The sequence below is a fragment of the Arenibacter sp. P308M17 genome (assembly GCF_003426735.1).
GTDB lineage: Bacteria > Bacteroidota > Bacteroidia > Flavobacteriales > Flavobacteriaceae > Arenibacter.
In genome coordinates this window covers 568,862-589,962 of record NZ_QVON01000003.1, presented here as the reverse complement: position 1 = coordinate 589,962, position 21,101 = coordinate 568,862, and the positions used below count along the sequence as shown (strand labels likewise).

Here is a 21,101-nt window from a genome sequence, read left to right as displayed (position 1 = left end):
GTTTTCTTCAAGGATTGGAAAAAGAACTAAAAGCAATTAAGGGACAACTTACCGTTGTCATATACAAAGGGTTTTGTAGATTACCTGACGGATGGAAACACTCATAGGGAGCTCCAAATACGGATCCTTTTCTAAAATCGTTCTCCTTTAGATCATCAATAAATTCTTTTGCCAGTTTTTGGGCCAGTACAATATCGGTTTTGGCTATTGCCACGCACACCCATCCGGTTGGGGTTCCCCAATAGGCCCCATTCTGATAGGTATTCTTGGGTGCCATGGAAAACTCCCATGCCGTAGAATTGTCAAAATCATCGGTAGTTGGGATATGTCTAATGTTGCCCCTATAGGCCAAATGACCATTTCTATATGCATCGGACAAAAAGCGACTGGTTTTATCACTGGCTTCCTCACTAAAAATATTTAAATACATTGCGAGGGAGGTGGACCATACGTCCGCCTGGCTCCCTTTGCCGTTGGAAGCCCTTAGCATGCCCCTGTCATCCAAGAACACTAAAGGTATGGCTTCCTTTATTTTATGGGCAATACCCTTATATTTGGCCGCTTTTTTTTTGTCATCCAAAGCTTCAAATAGGTCGGCCAGTTGTAGGGATGCCCTATATTTTAAAATGGACGGATAACAAAGGTCACCGGTGATGGTCTGGGCATCCCTAAACCCAAAATCGATGCCCCTAAAATTATCGGTCGTAGTCACAATATGATTATCCAGCCTTGACGGGGGCACATTATAGGCAAGTTCCAAACGATCTATAAGCTTACTGCCATTTATTTCCTGTTCTAAAATTGAAATTTCATTGGTCGATTTCAGATAATAATGGGCCATATGGATAAAGAAAAACTGATCCCCATAAGGCGGCGTCATTCCCCATTCCGGTGCTCCTTGTTCATCATAGCTATAAGTGCCAGGAAAATAAATGGGCAAACTATCGTCCATACGTATATGATCCGCTATGGCACCATAAGGGACCATGGCCCCGTTCTTTGTTATCCAGGTCCGATCCGCCTGGGTAGACGCCGTCAATAGCAACATATGACTTTGTTCTTCCTTGTCCACAAATCCGGTTTCCAAAGACATGGCATAATCCCGTATCCAAAAAGCGGGATAACTTCCTCTTCCTCCGGGTTTTATAAGTACTCCCCCAGTATTGTTATTTCCCATCATATCGGCAATTTTCTGTCCGGGGTATATGCGAGAACTATCCATAACAACCTTGGTAAGTGTTTTCAGGAATCGAAAATCCCTACCACTTAAAATATCCTTCTTAGGCGATCTGTCCGATTGGACATTCGAAGATGTGATGGTCCCTAGAAAACATAAAATCAATACTGCTTTCCCTGTGAAATTGATTGCTTTTTTCAAAATAATTATAGATTAAAATATAAAACTCAAGATTGAAATGGTTTTGTACATTTTATAGAAAATCCCTTTTTTTGACCTATGCCTACGTGGATTAAAGTCGTCTGTTACCCGCAGTCATCCGGAACTTTGGATAATAGCTTATATGAATTCTACTAATTGAGATATACAACATACTACTTGGTTATTGCCAACTAACCGCCATATCAATATTTATGGTGATACAATAGTTATATCCAATAAAATAATATCTTTGCAAGTGTATACATTTTTAAATGAGTCGCAATATATGATTTTTATTTAAAAGTGCATGCACTTTTAAATAAAAATATGGATTCATTAAAAACAAAACGGGTTGGGGATACCTCGGACATCGTATTGCAAAAGCTACTGGAAGCTATCGTTAACCGCTCATTTGCTCCAGGAGAGCCTATTCGTGAAACACAGCTCGCCAAAGATTGGGGAGTAAGCCGCACACCGGTTCGGGAGGCCGTTAGAAGTGCCGCTGCCATGGGGCTAATGGAAATTAGGCATAACCAACGCCCTTTGGTAAAGGATTTTAGTCAAAAAGACCTCGTTAAATTAACCGATGTTAGGGCAGTAATAGAATTATTGGCCTTTGATTCTTCCATCGATGTATTGATAGGGTCTAAAAAAGTAAAAAAATTGTTGGACATATCCATTAAGCTACAAAATTTCGGGCCTGATGATCCTTTCACCGAAAAGGCACTCGAACTTGATACGAACCTACATAGATTATGGGTGGATTCTTGCGAAAACCAATTTATAGTATTGGCCTTCGAATCATTGTGGACCTTTATACGTATCCTACAACGTGCCGCGGCCAATGATTTAAACCGGGCCGTAATAGCGTTATCCGAACATATAGCCATCCTTCAAGCCATATATAAGGGAGATATACATGCTGCACGTAAACTCTTGGATGAACATTTAAGGTCCTCCACCCCGATCCTTCAGGAACTATTAAAAGAAAAAAAAGAAACCCCTAAATAACATCGTCCAAGGTCTAGAATTACTTGTCAAATTCATGGTCTGTGGATAAAATTACAAGGAGGAACTCCAACCCAAATTTTATACCAACATATCAAGGAAGGCATAAAGCCCTCCTTGATTTTCTATTGGCCCTTTTTTTATAGGTAGGCAAGAGACTGCTTATCCTACATATGTCGATACCACATCTGAAAGAAACAATTTACATTACGGTCAATCTGGCCCTTTTTTTTAAGTCCGCGTTGGACAACAACGGAATTCTCACTTATGAAACAAAGGTCTATAGTATTCTTCCTTCCAGTGCAGTCTGCAATAGTTATCAATTACTGTTCCAAGCTTCCAAAGAAATATCTGTCGTCCTAAATTTTCCCTTCATATCCTGTGAGACCATTATATCAATCATCTTCTCTTCTCCGGGCAACAAAATAAAATAATTATCCCCAAAATAAACTTCCTGTGGTTTGTATGGACTTATGAATTGCACAAATAATGCAGGAACATTTGATGTGTTTTTTACTTTTGCGTAATAACAAGCCATCTCATCATTTCCCATTTTTTTATTTTGATGGTAATTAACCGAGAGCTGAATGTCAGTTTTGGGAGCATAAAGCATGGGGCGCAAATACTCTTTATCGGGAACCTTGTTTACTGTAGCGCTACTTATGCCAAAGGTATACGTCTGCGATGAAAGATTCGTTTTATGTTCATCGAAAAGGTCAAATCTAACCAACAGTACATTGTTGTTTGCCTTCTTTGGCACATGAAAATTGAGAGTATCTATTCTATGTGCTGAATTGGCATTTATTAATACCATTTTGCTTTCTTCATAATAAAGGTTCCCTTCCAAATCCATGATCTTTGTTACCAACTCTACCTTGTCAATCTGCTCCGACCTAGCATTGGTGACAAAAACAGGCAAATTTAATGTGTCATTGGGATGAAGAGAAATGTTCTTATACTCTGCACTTACATCTATTTGGGAATAGGATTTACCTACATAATAATACGCCATTTTGGGAAGTCCGTAATACTCAACTATCGAGCCATGCGCAACATTGGGCCATGGTTCATTAAAGGTCCACATATAGGATCCGCTTCGATGCCATTTTTTTCGTCGATGAGACTGGTTTGCGTAACGTAGTCCTTCAGACTGAACAAATTGGCTGGCCTTGATCTCGGTCTCAAGGTTCGGCAATTCCCCAAATAATGATTTGTAGATTTCAGGTTTAAGCCAGTCCGTTTGAGTGTAGGCCCCGGTACTGTTGTGCCATTTCATTACCGAATCATTGTATGGTAATGGCCAGAGTTCAGTATCCGGCAATATACGTTTCAATGTCTGCAGGGAGGATGCTCCCGAGGCCCCATATTCGGTCCATTCTACTGGATTATCCGGGCCAGCAGTCAATGGATAGCCCGTATTATACAGGTCATATTCATTGGGTATATTGAACCAATGTGGGCCATGCCTCTGGTATTCTACAATCGGGCTAGGACCAACGACTTGTCGCATTGGGTCCATTTCCTTACATATATCTTCGAATTGGGCCACTTGTTTACTATTATCCCTTGTCATATAAAGCTCATTGCCAAAGCCATACCGAAAGATACTGGGATGATTAATAAGCTGGGGCATAATTTTTCGCTGTTGTTCGTTGGTAGTAGCCAGACTTTTATCTGTTTCAAGAGGGATAGATCCCCCATTTGGAATTTCTTGCCAGACAAGAATTCCATATTGGTCACAAAGATCATAGAATGTCTGTTTTTCAATTATCCCTCCGCCCCAAACACGAAATACATTGTAATTTGCCAGGGTAGCCATCCGTATCAAATGCTTATATTTCTCTTTTCCTGGTCTGCCATATAACAGGTCGGAAGGAAGCCAATTGCCGCCATGCAAGAATATGGGTCTCCCATTAATTTGCACTAAAAATTCCGGTTTCGAATCTTCTGGAATCTCCCTTACGCCAGAAGCAGTAGGCCTGTGGGAAAACCACATCATTTTCTGATAATCATCGGCCTTTGGATTTTGCAATAATTGTATTTCCCTGATTCCAAAGTTTCTTTTAATCTGATCCAATATTTCTCCGTTTTCTTTGTGTTTTGCGGTAACCGTTAAGCTATATAAATTTTGCTCGCCATAACCATTGGGCCACCACAGGGCCGGTGATGATAGGGGAAATGAAAATTCAACACCTTTACTGTTTTCTTTGGTGGGTTTTAAGAGATGGGTTGCACTGGAACCCGGCGCATTTGCAGTAATACACTCTGCCTTATACTCCAAGACGATTTCATCCCCATTGAACATTTCAGAATTTACATGTATCGTTGTATTTACAATCGCCGTGTCATACGGAGTCTCAATTTGAGGATATATGAGTAAATCATCAAGAAAAAGGTCCGTGGATCCTATAAGTTTTACATCTTTCCAAATGCCCATGCTCCATAAAGGGGTCCCCCAATCCCAACCGGTCATGGTACGGCTTTTCCAATAATCCAAAGTGTTGGTTACTTCGTCCTGTGCATATTGACGTTGCCATTGGCCCCTTGGAAGTTCAAATAATTTATGCACTATATTCTCAGGAGCTGATTCGATCAATAAGGTAAGGGTGTTCTCCTGGTCGATTTTCACCTTATCCGTAACATTGAACTCAAAAGGTGTAAACTGCCCTTTGTGCGACCCTAAATACTCTCCATTAAACCATACTTTAGTGGCATAATCAACACCTTCAAATTGGATCCTTACGTGTTTTTCCGACCATTCCTTCCCCACGGTGAACGACTTACGGTACCACCATTCCTTTAGTGGTAAATCGTAGGTTTTTTGCGCATTTGAACCAATATAAATATCAGGTAATTCACCAGCCCGCATCAAGTCCCAGTGTATGTCACCGGGAACTGTAGCCGCAATGGCCCTATCTAATGGAAAATCAGCATCCATAGCATAATTGGGCACTCCCTCATTAGGCTCAAATGATACTAAGTGCCAATCATTACCAGATAACAGCAATTCATTTTTTTGAAAATTCTCAATATCTTCCTCAATGCATGAAATCATCAGGACAAGTAGTAATGCGTTGACAATATATTTTATTCCCATTGTTTCTATTTTATTCATTTATAACTAAAAGACACCCTTTTCCAGACTCTATCGGAATAGGTTTGTCCAGATTATATATTTGTTCAATCTGGATTCCTTTAATGTCAGGAGCTTTTAGTATTGCTTTATTTTTATCCAATCCAATAGCGTCCCAGTCAATGTCCAATGTGATGAGTTTATCCCCTCCCCAATTTCCGATTGCAATCAACGTTTTATCATCTTTCACGTAAGCCGTCGCTTTTACATCTGTTTCTCCGGTTTTTACAGGGCAACGTTGTGACCAATAACCCAGCATCTTTGCCTCCTGAATACCAAAATCATCCCATAATTTCCATATCTCCGACGGATTGGAATTGCCATAAATACGTTCTGACATTCCATAGACCATTGCCCGGAAAGGATTGTGGTTTCCAAGCGTTTCACTAAATAATCCGTAAGGAATACCCGCTAACTCAATCAACCAATAATCCGGGGGTTCGTTGTAATCGAAGCCCTCCCCCAACCAGAGGCTGTTAATAAATGGGAAATGCTCCATAAAGAAATTTGAGATATTGTTCATCCCATATTGAGGATGAAAATGGTTTCCGCAGTGAAAATCGATCAAGCACCCTGGGCGTGCTCTGTCCATGACCTTCCGTACACGTTTCATAATCTCCCGATCATACCCCAGTCCATCGAGGTAAATGCCATCAATACCTACCTCCCTGACCAACCAGTCCAACCCTTCCAGGTAATAATTATGCCAGCGCGAGAGACCCGATTGTGCAATGGATGCATCCCAATGTCCCTCACTAAAATAATGATGCCATGCCGGTAGATAATCGTTGATCAGGTGTTCGCAAAGCCATGATTCTCCGGTAACCCCTCCTGTTTCTGTGGGAAGGGTGAATCGATCTGCCAATCTGAAACCTTCACCAGTCCGATAAATCTCATCCCCAAGGCTTCGCAAAGCAAATGTTTCGGGCGCCCTCACGCTCAGTTCACGAACGGTATAATATAGTTTCACCCTTTTTTCGTTTTGATGCGCCTTTGCAACATACGGTGTTAGGGTGTCAGTAGCTACAAAGGGATAGTTGATATAAGGATTTAGTCCATTGGCATGATGAATATTAATGATATTGGCACCCGACGCATTGATACTGTCCATTTGATCCAGATTTTTATCCGAATGCCAATAGCGCCATTGCCAGTGGTCGTTATCCAGTGGTCGAACCGGGGTCATCGATAGGCCGAATCGAAACGTAAGCTGATCCCTTTTTTTCATCTTCCTACTGCCACTAAAGATTTGTACATAAAAGGAATCGTCCTTTTCCTGCATGTTACATCCTCCCTTTCCTTGATTATACCAATCTTCAGGAATGCCCGTATCTTTAAAATTAAATATTTCCCACGTGTCGGTCTGCCCTTTTAATCTGCACTGAAGGCCGGCCCCCACGGTTCCAAGCCAGAAAACACTATTGCTTCTTTCTACATCCCATTTCCAACTCCAATTTTTAGGCCGGGTCCCTCCCTTTCGTCCCATCCCGATCATATATTCTGCGATTTCCTTCCGATAGGGGATTTCCAATCTCATGTCGTCAAAATTACCATCCTCCTTTGCAGTGACCGTTATGGTGTAGTTCATATACCCGTCAACTTCGCTTTTGGAACGACATTCCAGGTCCAACGACTCACTGGTTCCCTGTGTTGCTTGGGTAACGGCACCTGTTGCCCTATCCATTACTTTATTTGGACCATATGTAAAAGCCACCTCCTTGTTCTCCTTTACCGCCACAAATTTGACCGGTGCCGAAAGTAGTTTGCGTTCCGGCCCATCAGTAAGGGTCGACATGTCATCATATGAGCTGGTAATCTGTCCGGGAAGTCCGCTTGCATCAAAAACGACCTTATGGCCAAGAGTCTGCACCTGATTATCTTTTATGACTATCGGTGGATATATGCCGAAAGTTTCATCGTCCAATCCTATGGTCGAATTTAACCAATTCAGTCTTGCCATTTTGTGAATATCACTGCTCCCGCCATCCGTCAGCCGGTCTCCCGCAACCAGTATATTGATTTTGATCTTTCTTTTCTTCATCCCTGATGGTTTTAGCACCAAAGTAGCCACCAGTGGACCGTTGAAATTATCCGGAATTTGAACCCCGCACCATAAAGGTTGTACCTCACCGGTATTCACCGATAACTTTTTTTCAAATACCTTGCCCATCCAGTCGCCCCCCCCCTTATTAAAACAGGTGAAGGCGTCTTTGGATAGTTGTGCGCTTGCAAATTCGAGCTTTATGTTTTCCACATCTTTCAAGGCGTACATCCCGATTTGAAAAGTGAAATATTCTCCGGGTTGTGCTTCCCCCGTAATAATATCTGAAGGGCCTTTCTTTACCCATCTTAGGGGAAGATCATATTTCATTGCAATGGGGAACTCCCTTTTTTCCGGAAATAGAAGGTAGTCTGCCTCTTTATAACGCGCAAGCAATCTAGCAGTTTCCCCGGCTGTGGCAATGACCTCCATGGGATCGACCCGGTAAAAAGAGTCGGCCGACTGAAATTCGATCAGTTGCCCCTTGTCCAAGCCATTCATATAATCATCTTGAAGAGAAGCTTTCCAAGCAGGGTCTGCCAAGTCTTCCGTTGTCAGGTACGTAGTATTGGGAAAATAGCTATGGCCGATCGAATAAGACATATAATAAATATAGTACCTGCCCGGAACGGTCCCAGGCTGAAAAATTACATCTCCGTACTCCCTATTGATCTCCGGGCAAAAAACATTTTTAACGACTTGATTCGTTCTCGCATCTACCACTATGATCTGTTTTTTATGTGGGTCGACGTCCCGTCTTCTCCATGGTAGGCGCACAAAGCAGGCATTTGTTTTATTTTGTACCTCTACCACCGCACGGTAATTACCATAGGATTCTACAGGCCAGCTACCGATACTGTATTTTACTTCGGAAAAATCAAGTTTTCCTTCCTGTGCATTACATAGATCAAAAGAAATTAAACAGAGTAACGAAAGGAAGGACGTGGCTTTTAGAAAAAATAATCTCATATTTTTAACGTATTAAAGAAATCTTAGACTTTGGTTGTTTAAGCTTATTTGTTAATTAAGTCCACATATCTATTTCGAACAAGGATGGCACTCCATTAAATATCCTAGGGCTATATGAGCAGCTAACCTTCAAACGTAGCCTTCTAGGGTAACACCATAAGAGTATCCTCATTGTATTTCATCATAATCAACTTTAAATCAAGTACATAAATATCTAGCGAATCAAATCCAAATAACATTGAACTTTGGTTTGGAGTAAATCTAAAACCAAAAAATTATTGAGTAGATATTTGCTTATTAAGCTTTATTATATGTAACAGTTTTGCGGTTCAGTTGAAATTCACAACCTCGTTAATACATACTCTTTAATATTTATGGCAATATACGCTTTTTTTATTTAAGTGTATACACTTTGTGAATATTTTCAAAAGGTAGATATGGTAGTATATTCTAAACAAGAAGTGTATGTGTCCAACCAGCATACTTCACACTTATCCAGGCAAGACCGCGTCGGTTGTCTCGTTTGGAATGTCTTTTAATTCCCAGTCATTACCTCTTAATAACAGCGTTTGGACCGTACTTAAAGAAAAACACTAAGAAACGAAAACAACAATAAAGTAATCCTCTCATATATTCCATTTTTATTCAGCCTCCTTATTAGTGAAAAAATGGTTATAACGTTTTATAAACATGTGCCTAAATTATCGATCCAATCCATAAGTACATCATGAGGAACCAAAGGTCTACCTCCTGTTAATCCATGAAAATATATACTGGGTATCTGTCTAATATAGGGAAGTACTAACTATAAACTATTTGCAGTTGCAATGTATACATCCATATTAATTCAATTCTATCCGATCTGAGGTCCAGCTATCCACTGCCACGCCAATGTTTTCCTTACCTATAGATGATGAAAACTCGCACTTGATAATTTTTTTGTCCCCTGGCATAAGGGTGATGTAATTGTCAGAATAATACACCGGCAAAATTCTTTTTCCACTTTGTCTATCAAAAACTTTTATCCTATTAAAAAATGAGATATTATCGGTAGCTTTCATACTTATTGTATACGAATAATTATCTCCTTCCTTATTCAGCTCTAATGAGAATTCTGGTCGTGTTTTAGGTAACTGCTCGAATTGAGAGTAATCCTTTTTCTCTGTTGTCAGCCAGTAAATGTTTTCAGAAATTTGAACAGTTTTATCAACCAATGTCAACTTCAAAAAGTAGACGCCGTCCAAATCCTTTGGTTTTGGTATTTTGTACAGGGTATTAACAGTATTCGCAAGGGCATCTGATTTTTGAGATCGTTCCCATACTGTTTTTCCATTTAGATCAATTAATTGAGCCTTAACGATCAATCCATTGTACGCATTTAGTGTTGAATTTACCAATTCAATTCTTTTGCTCTCCAAATTGTACATGGGATGAAGGGGTTCCGAGCCTTTTTTCACCCCGTAGAACATAGCATTTACATCCAAATACCAATCATAGGCCTGGCCACGGAGGGCTGTCCAAGGGTTTTGTGTTTTCCAAATTAGAAAACCTGTGTACCATTCCCACATTTTCGAGGACCGCCCTTCCATTAATGAGCGATATTGGTCATAATTCACAACTTGAGCTATTTTAGTATATGATTCTATATCCTGAATCTTACCGTAACGTTCAAGTTGGTTTCCATAACCTAAATTTAAATGATAACTCCATGCATAATTACGGGATAACCCTTCTACAGGAAACATATCCAAATCTTTTTTAGGTAAAATTTCCCGAAGTGTTTCTATCTCAGGTAAACCAACTGATCCCAATTCGGGGTTAAAGGGAATGTGTTTAGTGAAAAACCATTCCGGCTCTTGTATATCATGCGGACCATCAAACCCCTCTCCAACCAGCAGGGGATTAGTTGAGTGACTTACAAACCACCTATGGGGGTCAAGTTTTGGGAATACTTGGTTCGTCAAGGTTTTATTTAGGTAGTCGGATAATGGTGCTTCATTGGCTCCACACCATACACTTAAGGATGGATGGTTCCTAATCATTTTGATCTGATCAACAGCGGATTCAATATAAAGGTCTTGATTATCGGGATATTCTCTTCTACGTTGTCTGCTGTCCAACTTCATAGGATCGTCCCATGCACCGATAACATCGGCCGTACCCCATAGGTCCTGAAAAACCAGGATACCAAATTCATCACAGGCATCATAAAATTCAGGACGTTCAATCATTGCACCGCCCCAGACACGGATCATCCGAAGATTCATCTCTGCATGAAACCGTATCTCTGTACGGTATCGCTCAGGAGAGAGCCTAAGGAGCCAATCCGATGATATGTAGTTTCCTCCTGGAATGAAAATCTTTTGTCCGTTTACATAAAACTTCCGGCCTTTGTTATTAGGTGATGGTTCTGAACTTATTTCTCGGATGCCATACCGCAGCTCTTTACTATCACTTATGTTTCCGTTGCTCTTAAATGATATTTTCATGTCATATAAGTGTTGTTCTCCGATGCCATTTGGCCACCACAATTGCGGGTTTTTGAATATGAGGTCATCTAACGCAACCTCTATTCTTTCATTGGCAGGTATGGTAACCTCTTTTGTTACATTTTGTCCATTGGTTTCGCAAATCAATAAACCTGTTTGAATTTCATTAGCGGTGTTTACTAATTCAACAGTTGTTTTTACGTACGCTTCTTCCTGCAGTCCTTTCACTTCCCGAATTCCCGGGACTTTGGTTACCACATAGGGATTTTCCACTTTCACCGATTTGGTCTTTGTTATAGTCACCTCATCCCAAATCCCGGTATTCCTATCACGAATAGGGCGGCTCCAGTCGTACCCAGGCATGTATTGCATCGTGTTATCGCGGCCAATTGTACCGTCGCCACTTTGTCCACCATTTGGATTGCCCGGATGGGTTGGTGGGTAAACGATTACGGCCAATACATTTGGTTTGCCATAATTTAGCCAGGGTGTTATTTCAAAACTCTTACGCAGGAACATGCCTTCATGGGTGGTAGTATTGATCTTTTTACCATTGAGAAAAATTTCAGCCTTATAGTTGATTCCCCGGAAATTAAGCCACACCTTTTCATCTACCGGAATTTTATTTACAGTAAATTGGTTTAGAAAATAGAAAGTATAAAAATCTGCCCCTACATGGTATACATCGGGGATCAGTTCATTGTTCATTCCAATTGCTGGGTCAGGAAATATATCATTTTCTAACATGGTTGTAAGAATCGTACCTGGAACCTTGGCAGGCATCCATCCTACACTATGATCCGTTGGAGGTATGATTACCCAGGTTGGAGGTGATTTCACTACCCATCCGGAATCAACAACTATTGGAGCTGAGGTCAGTGTATTTCCATCCATATTTATCTCACTTGCCCGCTTGGCCCACCAATTGCTATGAAGCGTTGTTTTTTGTCCAATTTCAGGAAGTGACAACGGTTTTACAGTCTGTGCATTTGTATAAGTAATACTGGCGAAAATAAAATATAAGAACATGGCAATTTTCCCTGTTCTATTGTTCATCCTTTTCATATTTAATAATTTGATTTTTATTTAACAGCACATAGTTGGATCAATGGAGCCATATGAACATGGATTTATTTACCTTATGGGCAGATAATTATCAACAACGGAACAGCAAATCCCGGTAAAATTATTTTTCGTATAAATCGCCTTTTCCTTTATTCGATTAGATACTCTGTTACTTTACTCCAATACATACCATGATGTACCTCCCGCCTTTATCTTTACGGTCATCAATAATTCACCTTCCTCGGTTAGAGTATATTTTTTTTGCCCGCCCCCCTCTTTCTTTACAGTTACACTGTCTTTTAATCCGGTATAATACAAGGGCAATTTAAGTTCCTTTTCAATGTCCTTGTCCGTTGGATTAAAGACAACGGCCATGCCTTTATATTTTCCATAGGGATCCACATGTAGCATGCAATCCAAATCACGACCGGTGGGGCGGCTCACATGAATAATATCAGAAGTTAAAATTTGGCGATACGTTTTAAACCAGGTCAACCATTTTTGAACCATTGCTTTTGTTTCAGGGGTATCGTACATACGGTTGCCGCGGATAGTAAGTTGGGAACCGCTCGCTAGATACTGAATTAACTGCTGTTCATATCGCTCGATGTTTTCATTTAAGGGTTCCAGTCCAACCCGTGGGTCATTTGTGTAAAAACCAACAAGTTGCAAGGTCATCCAACCCATCGTTGGTAGCTTATACCATGTTCCATCATATATATATTGCCGCCCTAGTAGTAATTGCTGTTGGGGGGAAAGATTGGCGGTGGCTTCCCGATATCCCATACCGGTACTGCTGCCCCCATTTAAAAAATACCAATCTGGAAGAAGAATGTTCATACCACGTCTCTGGGCCTCATGAATTACCTCCACCTGTGCCTTCCATTGTTCCCATTGGGAATCTTTCAGCCCTCGGTGATGTTTATGAATTTCAGACCCACAGGCATCCCCATGGTAGGGACCATCGGCACTATACACCATAAACTTGGACTCATCATAAAACCTCCACATCTTAGGATAATAATCATCCTGCCATTTACTTGCTATACATACGCTTTGGCCAAACATAGTTCCAGGGCTGCCAGTGGCCGGGTCAATACAGTCAACTTCAGGTCCGCGGCCTCTGGAAGCGACCTGCAATTCGTAACCTGCCATTATTATCCCTCGCTCTTCCGCATATTTACCTATTTTTTTCCAATGTTTCAGATAGCTTTCGTCCATATTGTCATAGCTCACCCCAGGCCATGGGTCAATGGTAAGTTTTTCCATGCCAAGTTCGTACATCTGGTCAATTAGGGACTTTAAGAGAGTTTCATCATGAGAGGTAATAGAGGCACCAATCAGTGATTCGGTTACCTGGGGTGCTAAAGTTTTGTACATTCTCCGATGGGCCAGTGACTGTCTTTCTCTATCGTCACTATCATTCAATAGTTCAAAAGTAACATTTGAAATAAAGGGTTCCTCTTTACCTATTAGCACATTAGGCCCCATCGGCAACTTGCTCAATAAAAGGTTCCGGTGTGGAAAATCCAAGAAAATATCCTCCGCCGCGTTTTGAGTGGCCCAAGTATGATAGTCAGGGTCTACTACCCATTTCGTGGTAGATTGACCTGCCTGGTAGGGTTTGGGGTCTCCCGTGAAATGGAGCAAGCCGCTCCCGTCCTTGTCCCAGTTGGCCAAAGCAAAGGAATAATCACTTTCTACATGTATCCGGTGTACTTGGTCCTGGTTTATGGCCAATACTTCGGATTCAAAACGATCCAAAGTAACATCCCTTTCGTTATGGTTGATAACTTCCAGCCATTTTGAAATTACGGGAATGCCTTGGTAGATCTCATAATTTATTTTTATTTCAATATCCTTTACCGCCGTCATTATTTCGGTAGGCTTGAAAGTCATTGTCAATCTAAGTCCTTTCGCAGGCCACGGTGTGGATAGGGCATTATATTTTTGCTCCCAGTGATACCGTTCTTTTGGCAAGCCCGTTTCAATTTTTACTAAACTAAATGCATTGGGATTGGCTTCTATTGTTGCATACCAGCTTTCCATCAGATACGATTTTTCGGGCTGACCTTGCAACCCGCCAACCTCATACCAGATACTATCCAGCATAATACGTGCCTCAGGTTTTACAGCGCGCACATACTCTGCGCCATTTGATAAGTTATTATAGCTGACACATGCAATGTTGTCTGACACATAAAAGGTGCGACTTACCAATCCGTTATTTAATTGAAACATGGATGTTAGGCCATCTTTGGATTTTTCTATCAATAATTTACTGGGCTCATCGATTTTGTGTATAAGCCAGTCCTGGGATTGTGAGGAGACAGAAAGTGAATTAACAATCTCTTTGCCGGTTCCGGGTGATTCTATGTTTTGGATAAGTGCTTCGGTTTTTTTTATTCTGTTGGCACTTAGTCCTTTTTTATATTCATAATTGAGTAAAAAATCCTTCCCTGGATTAAATTCTCCTGTTTTAAAAGTAGCAAATCGCACCTCGTAAATTTCACCGTTAAATTGATTATTACCCTTATTTTGATTGCCAACAGTGAAGCCTGCATTGATTTTATTTCCTTTTTGGAATATTCCTCTTTTCACCCCGTCCATCCACAATGTGCAATTATTGCCGTCAGCCACTAAAGCAAGATGGGTCCACTTATTGTAAGTTGCAACTCCTATCTCGAACATACCTTTGCCACCGACTTTTGCAAACCATTTATCGCCCTGTTGTACTATTGCATATCCATTTCGTGCATCGCCCAAACCAACAATCCCGAAAGTATGTTTGGCATCTATATCCTTTCCCTCGGTCAATCTAGGTTTTGCCCAGACTTCAAGAACAAAATTGTCGTTATTGTCGATCAAATTCTTTTCCGAATGGTAATAACCATTATCAGGTGTAAATAGTATAGATCCACCTTGTTTGCCGTTAGGAGCGCTGGCATAAAATACGGGACTCCCTTTACGTAATAATGTCAATTGTGCATTGTTTTCCGAGATAATCTGTTTAGGCCCTATGGCATAGGTAACTGCTGTTCCCTGTCCCATTTTAAAATGGGCTTTCACATCTATCTGTGCCTTGGCGCCGATCCCGACTATCATTAGTAAGAGAACAAAACTGTGTTTTAAAAATACGGTCATGATTATTTTAATTAGACTATTATATTATTGATCATTTTATTCCAATACATATTCCTTTGGGCAACACAATTAGTTACCTAACAAGGCTGAGGGCTCCAAAGCACCGGTCCAGGATCTCGCGGAAAAAGAAATTCCATTTTCCATAGATTTTTGTTCCTGGAAGATCCATTCCACAATAATTTCCATGATCCGTCCTTTAATAAAAATGAAACGATTATCAATAGAACTGATTATGACCATAATACTTGGTTCCCATATTCAATACCACAAACGTTCCATATCTTCCGTTTGGAACCAATCGGTCATTTGATCAGAACTAAAAACGAATCAACCTTAAGGTGAACTGTGAACAGTATGCCATTATTTTATTTGAAATTTTTACTATACCTCCCCAAAACCTATTGCCCATATTTCTAATGTGTTCAATCGTTAACTAAAAGTGTATATACTTTTAATTTCGTACGAAAGATATTAAATTCCAAAAAAAGTGTATACACATTTTAACAATTATTTAGAATATGATATATGAAACATCGAAAATTGCTTCTTTCGGATATTTGTGCACTTTTTACTGCCTCCGTTTATATCGTTTTTTTGCAAAACCCATCCTGTGACGATTAGCAACTGCGCCAACGATCCAAAAAGCCCCCCCTTCGTCAAATGCTAAATAGACAAGTCATGTATTGACCCAAAAAAGAAATGGAGTGCATTTAAACACTCCATTCCCCCTACTAAAACTAACTTAACTAACTCCAATGATCAAAATCTCACTTATCATTATGAATAATTGCGTTATTGATTTGAACTAATACTACAGCCATATTAATTATGGACAACTCCAGAATTATCAAATAAATATTAATTCAATGGATCAAAGGTACCTCCATCCCAACCTATTGTCTGCTCCAAATTGGCATCCTTTTGAATATAAGATTCTGGAATCCCATAGAAATAATAGGTATCAGGAATATTAAATCTTTCATTCGGGGCAGTTTCCACATCAAAAGTACTCCAAGAAAACTTGTCCCAAAAATCATCTATATTGTCATAACCTTGAGGTGCCTGTTCCCCTGGATTTACGGTAAACGACAATCCTTTATGTACTACTTGGTCGTTAAGAATATCGAATCTTCTCCATCTTCTTAGGTCATCCCATCTTTTATTTTCAAAAGCGAACTCAACAAATCTCTCGTTGATATACGCTTCCCTAATACCTGCCTGATCGTTAGAAGTGATCCCATAATTCCCCGATCCGGCTTCTATACCGGCACGGGCCCTTATATCGTACAATACCTGAAGTGCCTCGGCCGTATTGCCAATTTCATTGGCCGCTTCGCCGTAATTCATCAAGACTTCTGCTAATCGGATTTCGATCCAATCAACATCCGCCAGATTAATGGTTGCCCCATCTACATCCTTATCCACAGCCTTTAGTCTATAGAATCCGGTCCAATTAAATCCGGAAAAACCATAAAGCAATTGTTCGGAATCTTCTCCGGCGGCGGTTGTATATAGCCATAGATACGACTCGAAAGTGTCAAGATCTTTTATATTATAGTGATGGCTCCCGTTATATGCAATATTGGCATAAAAACGATTGTCACGATTTTTATAGAACTCTCCGTAACCGGCATTGGGATCAAAATCGGATCCGTCCTTCATAGGAAATGCATCCACAAGTTTTAAAGCGGGTTGATCATACCCAACAGCACCACTAGTAGCCCACAAAGGTCTTAGTACATTTTGGTTATAAGTACGGCCAGGATTCAAAAATTGGTTTACCATAATTACCTCTTCGTTCAATTCCTGGTACCAGATATCCTCATAATTGCCTTGGTACAATCCTTTCCCCATCGTTTCCAAATATGCCAATGCCTCTTTATTGGCATTATAGGCATCAGTCCATTTAGTGGCATCCCCAGAAGGGTTAAATTGTGGACTTGCATAAAACAGTAAGGCCCGCCCCTTAAAGGCCATTGCTATTCCTTTATCGATCCTACCATAGTCTGCGCCCGTCCATTCATCGGGCAACAATGAGATTGCCTCATCCAAATCTTTTATTATTTGTTCAAAACAGGTGGCCGCATTACTTCTTGGAACGGACAAATCTTCCTCCTCCAAACCTTGTGCATACAGCACCAAAGGAACACCTCCATAAAGTTTCGTCATATTGAAATATGCCCAGGCCCTGAAAAACAGGGCCTGTCCTTTCAGCCCACCCAAAAAATCGGGATCAAGAGTACTGGTTTCAACTTCTCTGAGCAAAATATTGATTTTCCTAATATTTGCATAAGGCCAATAATTCACTGTATTTATATCTGCGGTTCCCTTTAGAAGAGGCTGCATGGTAAAACCATCCCCATTAGGTGCCTCGTCCGATGCCCCCCCATTAAAAGCCATTCCTGGCATGAAAAGACTATAAATATTATTGATATAGGCCTCTGCCAGTCCTTCGTCCAACCATACATCTTCCGGGTTGATCGCATTCAGGTTTTCTTTTTCGAATACTTTTTCACAGGAACCAAAAGCAAGCCCTATCAGAATGAAAAGTACTACTAGGTGATTATTTATTTTCATTTGTTACGTTATTTATATTAAAGTGTTATGTCTAAACCCAAACTATAATTTTGCATATTTGGATAAACTCCTGCACTACCCAATTCCACATCATAGTCTTTAAATTTCGAGAACGTAAATAAATTAGTTCCTGAAATGAACAATTTTAATTTTTTAACCCCAATGGTATTGAGCACTTTCTCCGGCAGATCATAACCTATGTTCAAATATCTAAGTCTCAAATAATCCGCATCCTTTAACCAAAAAGTAGAATGATAACGGTCTGATGCAATATCCCAATTTGGTTTAGGCATTGAGGAATTTATATTCTCAGGTGACCAATAGTCTTCCCATATGCCATACACCCGTGTCCATCCATAGGGAGCCTGGGCACTTAGGATTTTCTTATAACCTCCTGTTCCTTGAAACAATACGTCCACGCTTACACCTTTTAGACTCCCACCAAGTTGAATCCCATAAGTTGAAGTAGGAGCGGCATTATCAGCAATAACAGTATTATCCAAACCATCAATTTTGCCATCTGGTACACCGTCTATACCACTAATATCCTGGTAATTAATTTGACCCAATTGAGGGGACTGACCATAGATCGTATAACCTGTAGGTAAAGCATCAATGTCCTCCTGAGTTCTTAGAATGTCATCATAAACCAACCCGGCAATATAATTCCAGGAACGGCCGATTCTATTTTGAAAATCCCTTATATTATCACCTTGCGCTATTTTTACGACTTCATCCGTAGCATATCCATAATTTGCCCCTAGATAATAATTAAAATCCCCAATATTATTATTATAGTCTACTTCTATCTCATAACCATTGGACTTCATTTCACCATAGTTGGTATTTGGTATATTTCCCCCAACCGTAGAAGGCAGCTCATCAAGTTGCGACCCTAAGATATCCTTCGTTCTTTTGCCCCATACATCTAAGGTAAAACTGAGATTGTTGGTCAAATTTATATCAAGACCAAAATTTGTCGATTCGGAAGTTTCCCAAGTCATCAAGGGGTTGGTGATTCCCCCATATTGTATTCCCTTGACTTCTCGCGGACTTTGTCCCAAAAAATATCCGGTGCCCCCGACGTACTGCTCTTGCCATCTCCATGGATCAACTGCATCATTACCTACAGTCCCATATGATGCCCTTAATTTAAGTCGCTCAATGAAATTAATGTCAAAGAATTTTTCCTCACTTACAACCCAACCAGCAGAAACAGAGGGGAATAACCCCCAACGCTCGCTTGGTTTAAATATTAGAGACCCATCATATCTAAATGATGCAGTAAGCAAATATTTGGATTTGAAGTCATAGTTTAATCTTCCAACATACGACAATCTACCTGTTTCATTTTCAGATCCTCCAGCCCATGAATCTTCAGGTACTCCACTAGTTTGATTCCATTGATCCCTTACCAGAACGGGAAAATCATATCGACCAGCTCCAAAATTGTTATTGAAACCTTCACTTTGTTCATAGGCTAACAATGCATCAATACCGTGATAACCAAAAGCTCTCTTAAAATTTATTTGCGTATTAAATTGATATGACCTGTTAAAATAAGCTGTTTCCGAAAGTGATTCCCTGGATGGCCAATTGCTTTTAACAGTTTGCCCAGTAAGTTTCACTTGTGAAAAGTCATGAGGTGTATGCCCAGTAATTTCGTATAGCGTATGTTTCTTTTGAAATATTTTTACATCGCTTGTCGACTGGTTGTTCGCGTAAGTAACCTTTGCAGATAGGCCTTCCAATGTTGGAATGTTATAGGTCAAACTAAGTACAGCATTTTGATTTTGACCTCTATTTTTCATATATCCGGAATTATTGATCAATCCGCCCACATTACCTAGCCATCCTAAATTAGGGGCTTTCCCATCTATAAAAATTGGGTCGTAAAAGTTCCAAGTCTGTAACTTTGTCCATAACCCCTCTCCTCCCCAATCACTGCCATCACCAGGTGGGTCCATTCTTTGGCGTAAGCTATTGGAAATAGCAAGGTTCACATTCGCAGTTAGGTTATTAGAAATTTTGACATCAATATTTGCCCTTAAATTGTTTTTATCATAGGTAATCGGCTCAAGAAAACCTGTCTGTTTAAAGATAGAACCCCCTATGTAGTATTTAACCGCATCGGATCCTCCGGATATGCTAACAGCATGACGGCTACTATAAGGATCTTTATAAACTTCGTCCAAATAATCGTAACCATAACCATTGTTTACGGTACGTAACCAATCTAAATCTTCTTGGCTCCAAGAAAACCATGAAGTCTCACTTATTGTATTGGCCATATTGGCAATATCTATCCCTGACATCATATCAGGCAATATAGTTGGCTTTTCTACACTATAGGTCGAAATATAATTTATCGTAGGCTTACCGGAATGTCCTTTTTTCGTATTTACCAGAACAACCCCATTGGCAGCTCTGGCCCCATAAATAGCCCCAGAAGCGGCATCCTTTAGGATGCTGACTTCCTCTACCTCATTAACATCAAGTGCATCAAAATCGGCCTTGCTCTTTACAATACCATCAATAACATATACTGGAGTAGCATTGTTCCAAGTTCCCCTCGCCCTAATTGTTAAATCCGAGGATATTCCAGGCATTCCCGTATTGCTTGAGACCGTTACTCCCGATAGCCTTCCCGCCAACAGTGTAGTTAGATCGGCCGAGGGTATTTGCGCAATCTTTTCCGTAGTCATATTGGTTATGGATCCGGTTAATGTGGCCTTGCTTTGGGAGCCATATCCAACAAGTACAACTTCATCCAGACCGGATGCACTTTCCTCTAGTTGGATTTTTAGAATCGTCAATCCTTTTAAAGGAACTTCCTTTGTTCCGAAACCGAGATAGGACACCTCCAGAATAGCCTCCAGATCAAGTACACTTAACTGAAAATTTCCGTCAAAATCAGTTTGGGTACCGTTTGAGGTACCCTTTTCCATAATATTGGCTCCCGGTAATGGCTCTCCATAATTGTCAGTAACGGTACCCTTGACAACGAAAGATTGTTCAATTGATTCCAAATCCTTCTTTACAGTAATAGTACCTGTATCGAACGATACTTTTGTGTTGGGCTCATACACATTGGCCTTAGCCCAGCCAATAAAAACCATCATAATGAGTATCGTGAGCTTAATTTTTAATAAGTCCTTATATGGGCAAGCCAAATGGAAAGACCTCTGTTGATCGACTTTTTTCATAATTCTTTAAATGGTTGATTTATTAAACATTAGGTGATTCACTTTTTATAAATGCGATTATTGTATTCTTTTTTAAACTGATTTTTTCAAT

8 protein-coding genes are annotated in these 21,101 nt (G+C 40.3%); 1 reads left to right on the top strand and 7 read right to left on the bottom strand.

The annotated features are described in order from the left end of the window. Nucleotides 1-7: 7 nt before the first annotated feature. Nucleotides 8-1,378, bottom strand: coding sequence for a hypothetical protein (locus D0S24_RS10400; protein ID WP_117019797.1), 1,371 nt, complete (start codon nucleotides 1,376-1,378; stop codon nucleotides 8-10). Between the two features lie 327 nt (nucleotides 1,379-1,705). Here D0S24_RS10400 and D0S24_RS10395 point away from each other — a divergent pair, with 327 nt between their 5' ends. After that, nucleotides 1,706-2,389: a GntR family transcriptional regulator gene (locus D0S24_RS10395; RefSeq protein ID WP_117019796.1), complete on the top strand. Its 684-nt coding sequence runs from the start codon at nucleotides 1,706-1,708 to the stop codon at nucleotides 2,387-2,389. Nucleotides 2,390-2,705: 316 nt separating this feature from the next. On the opposite strand, the gene D0S24_RS10390 is transcribed toward D0S24_RS10395, so the two are convergent. The 6 genes from D0S24_RS10390 to D0S24_RS10365 all read right to left on the bottom strand — a co-directional run bounded on the left by D0S24_RS10390 (nucleotide 2,706) and on the right by D0S24_RS10365 (nucleotide 20,926). Beyond that, nucleotides 2,706-5,483 carry a glycosyl hydrolase 2 galactose-binding domain-containing protein gene (locus D0S24_RS10390; RefSeq protein WP_181938068.1) on the bottom strand — a complete coding sequence of 926 codons (2,778 nt, stop codon included), beginning with the start codon at nucleotides 5,481-5,483 and terminating at the stop codon, nucleotides 2,706-2,708. Between the two features lie 10 nt (nucleotides 5,484-5,493). Beyond that, nucleotides 5,494-8,529: a glycoside hydrolase domain-containing protein gene (locus D0S24_RS10385; protein WP_117019794.1), complete on the bottom strand. Its 3,036-nt coding sequence runs from the start codon at nucleotides 8,527-8,529 to the stop codon at nucleotides 5,494-5,496. An 842-nt stretch (nucleotides 8,530-9,371) separates the two neighbouring features. Beyond that, entirely contained in the window at nucleotides 9,372-12,074 is a 2,703-nt protein-coding gene (locus D0S24_RS10380) for a glycosyl hydrolase 2 galactose-binding domain-containing protein (protein WP_220377742.1), read from the bottom strand. A gap of 183 nt (nucleotides 12,075-12,257) precedes the next feature. Continuing rightward, nucleotides 12,258-15,227 carry a LamG-like jellyroll fold domain-containing protein gene (locus tag D0S24_RS10375; RefSeq protein WP_117019793.1) on the bottom strand — a complete coding sequence of 990 codons (2,970 nt, stop codon included), beginning with the start codon at nucleotides 15,225-15,227 and terminating at the stop codon, nucleotides 12,258-12,260. Nucleotides 15,228-16,085: 858 nt separating this feature from the next. Continuing rightward, nucleotides 16,086-17,804 (bottom strand): RagB/SusD family nutrient uptake outer membrane protein, encoded by a 1,719-nt coding sequence (locus D0S24_RS10370; RefSeq protein WP_117019792.1) that lies wholly within the window; start codon nucleotides 17,802-17,804, stop codon nucleotides 16,086-16,088. A 17-nt stretch (nucleotides 17,805-17,821) separates the two neighbouring features. After that, a complete protein-coding gene (locus tag D0S24_RS10365; protein WP_181938067.1) occupies nucleotides 17,822-20,926 on the bottom strand; it encodes a TonB-dependent receptor in 3,105 nt (1,034 codons plus the stop codon). Nucleotides 20,927-21,101 lie beyond the last annotated feature (175 nt).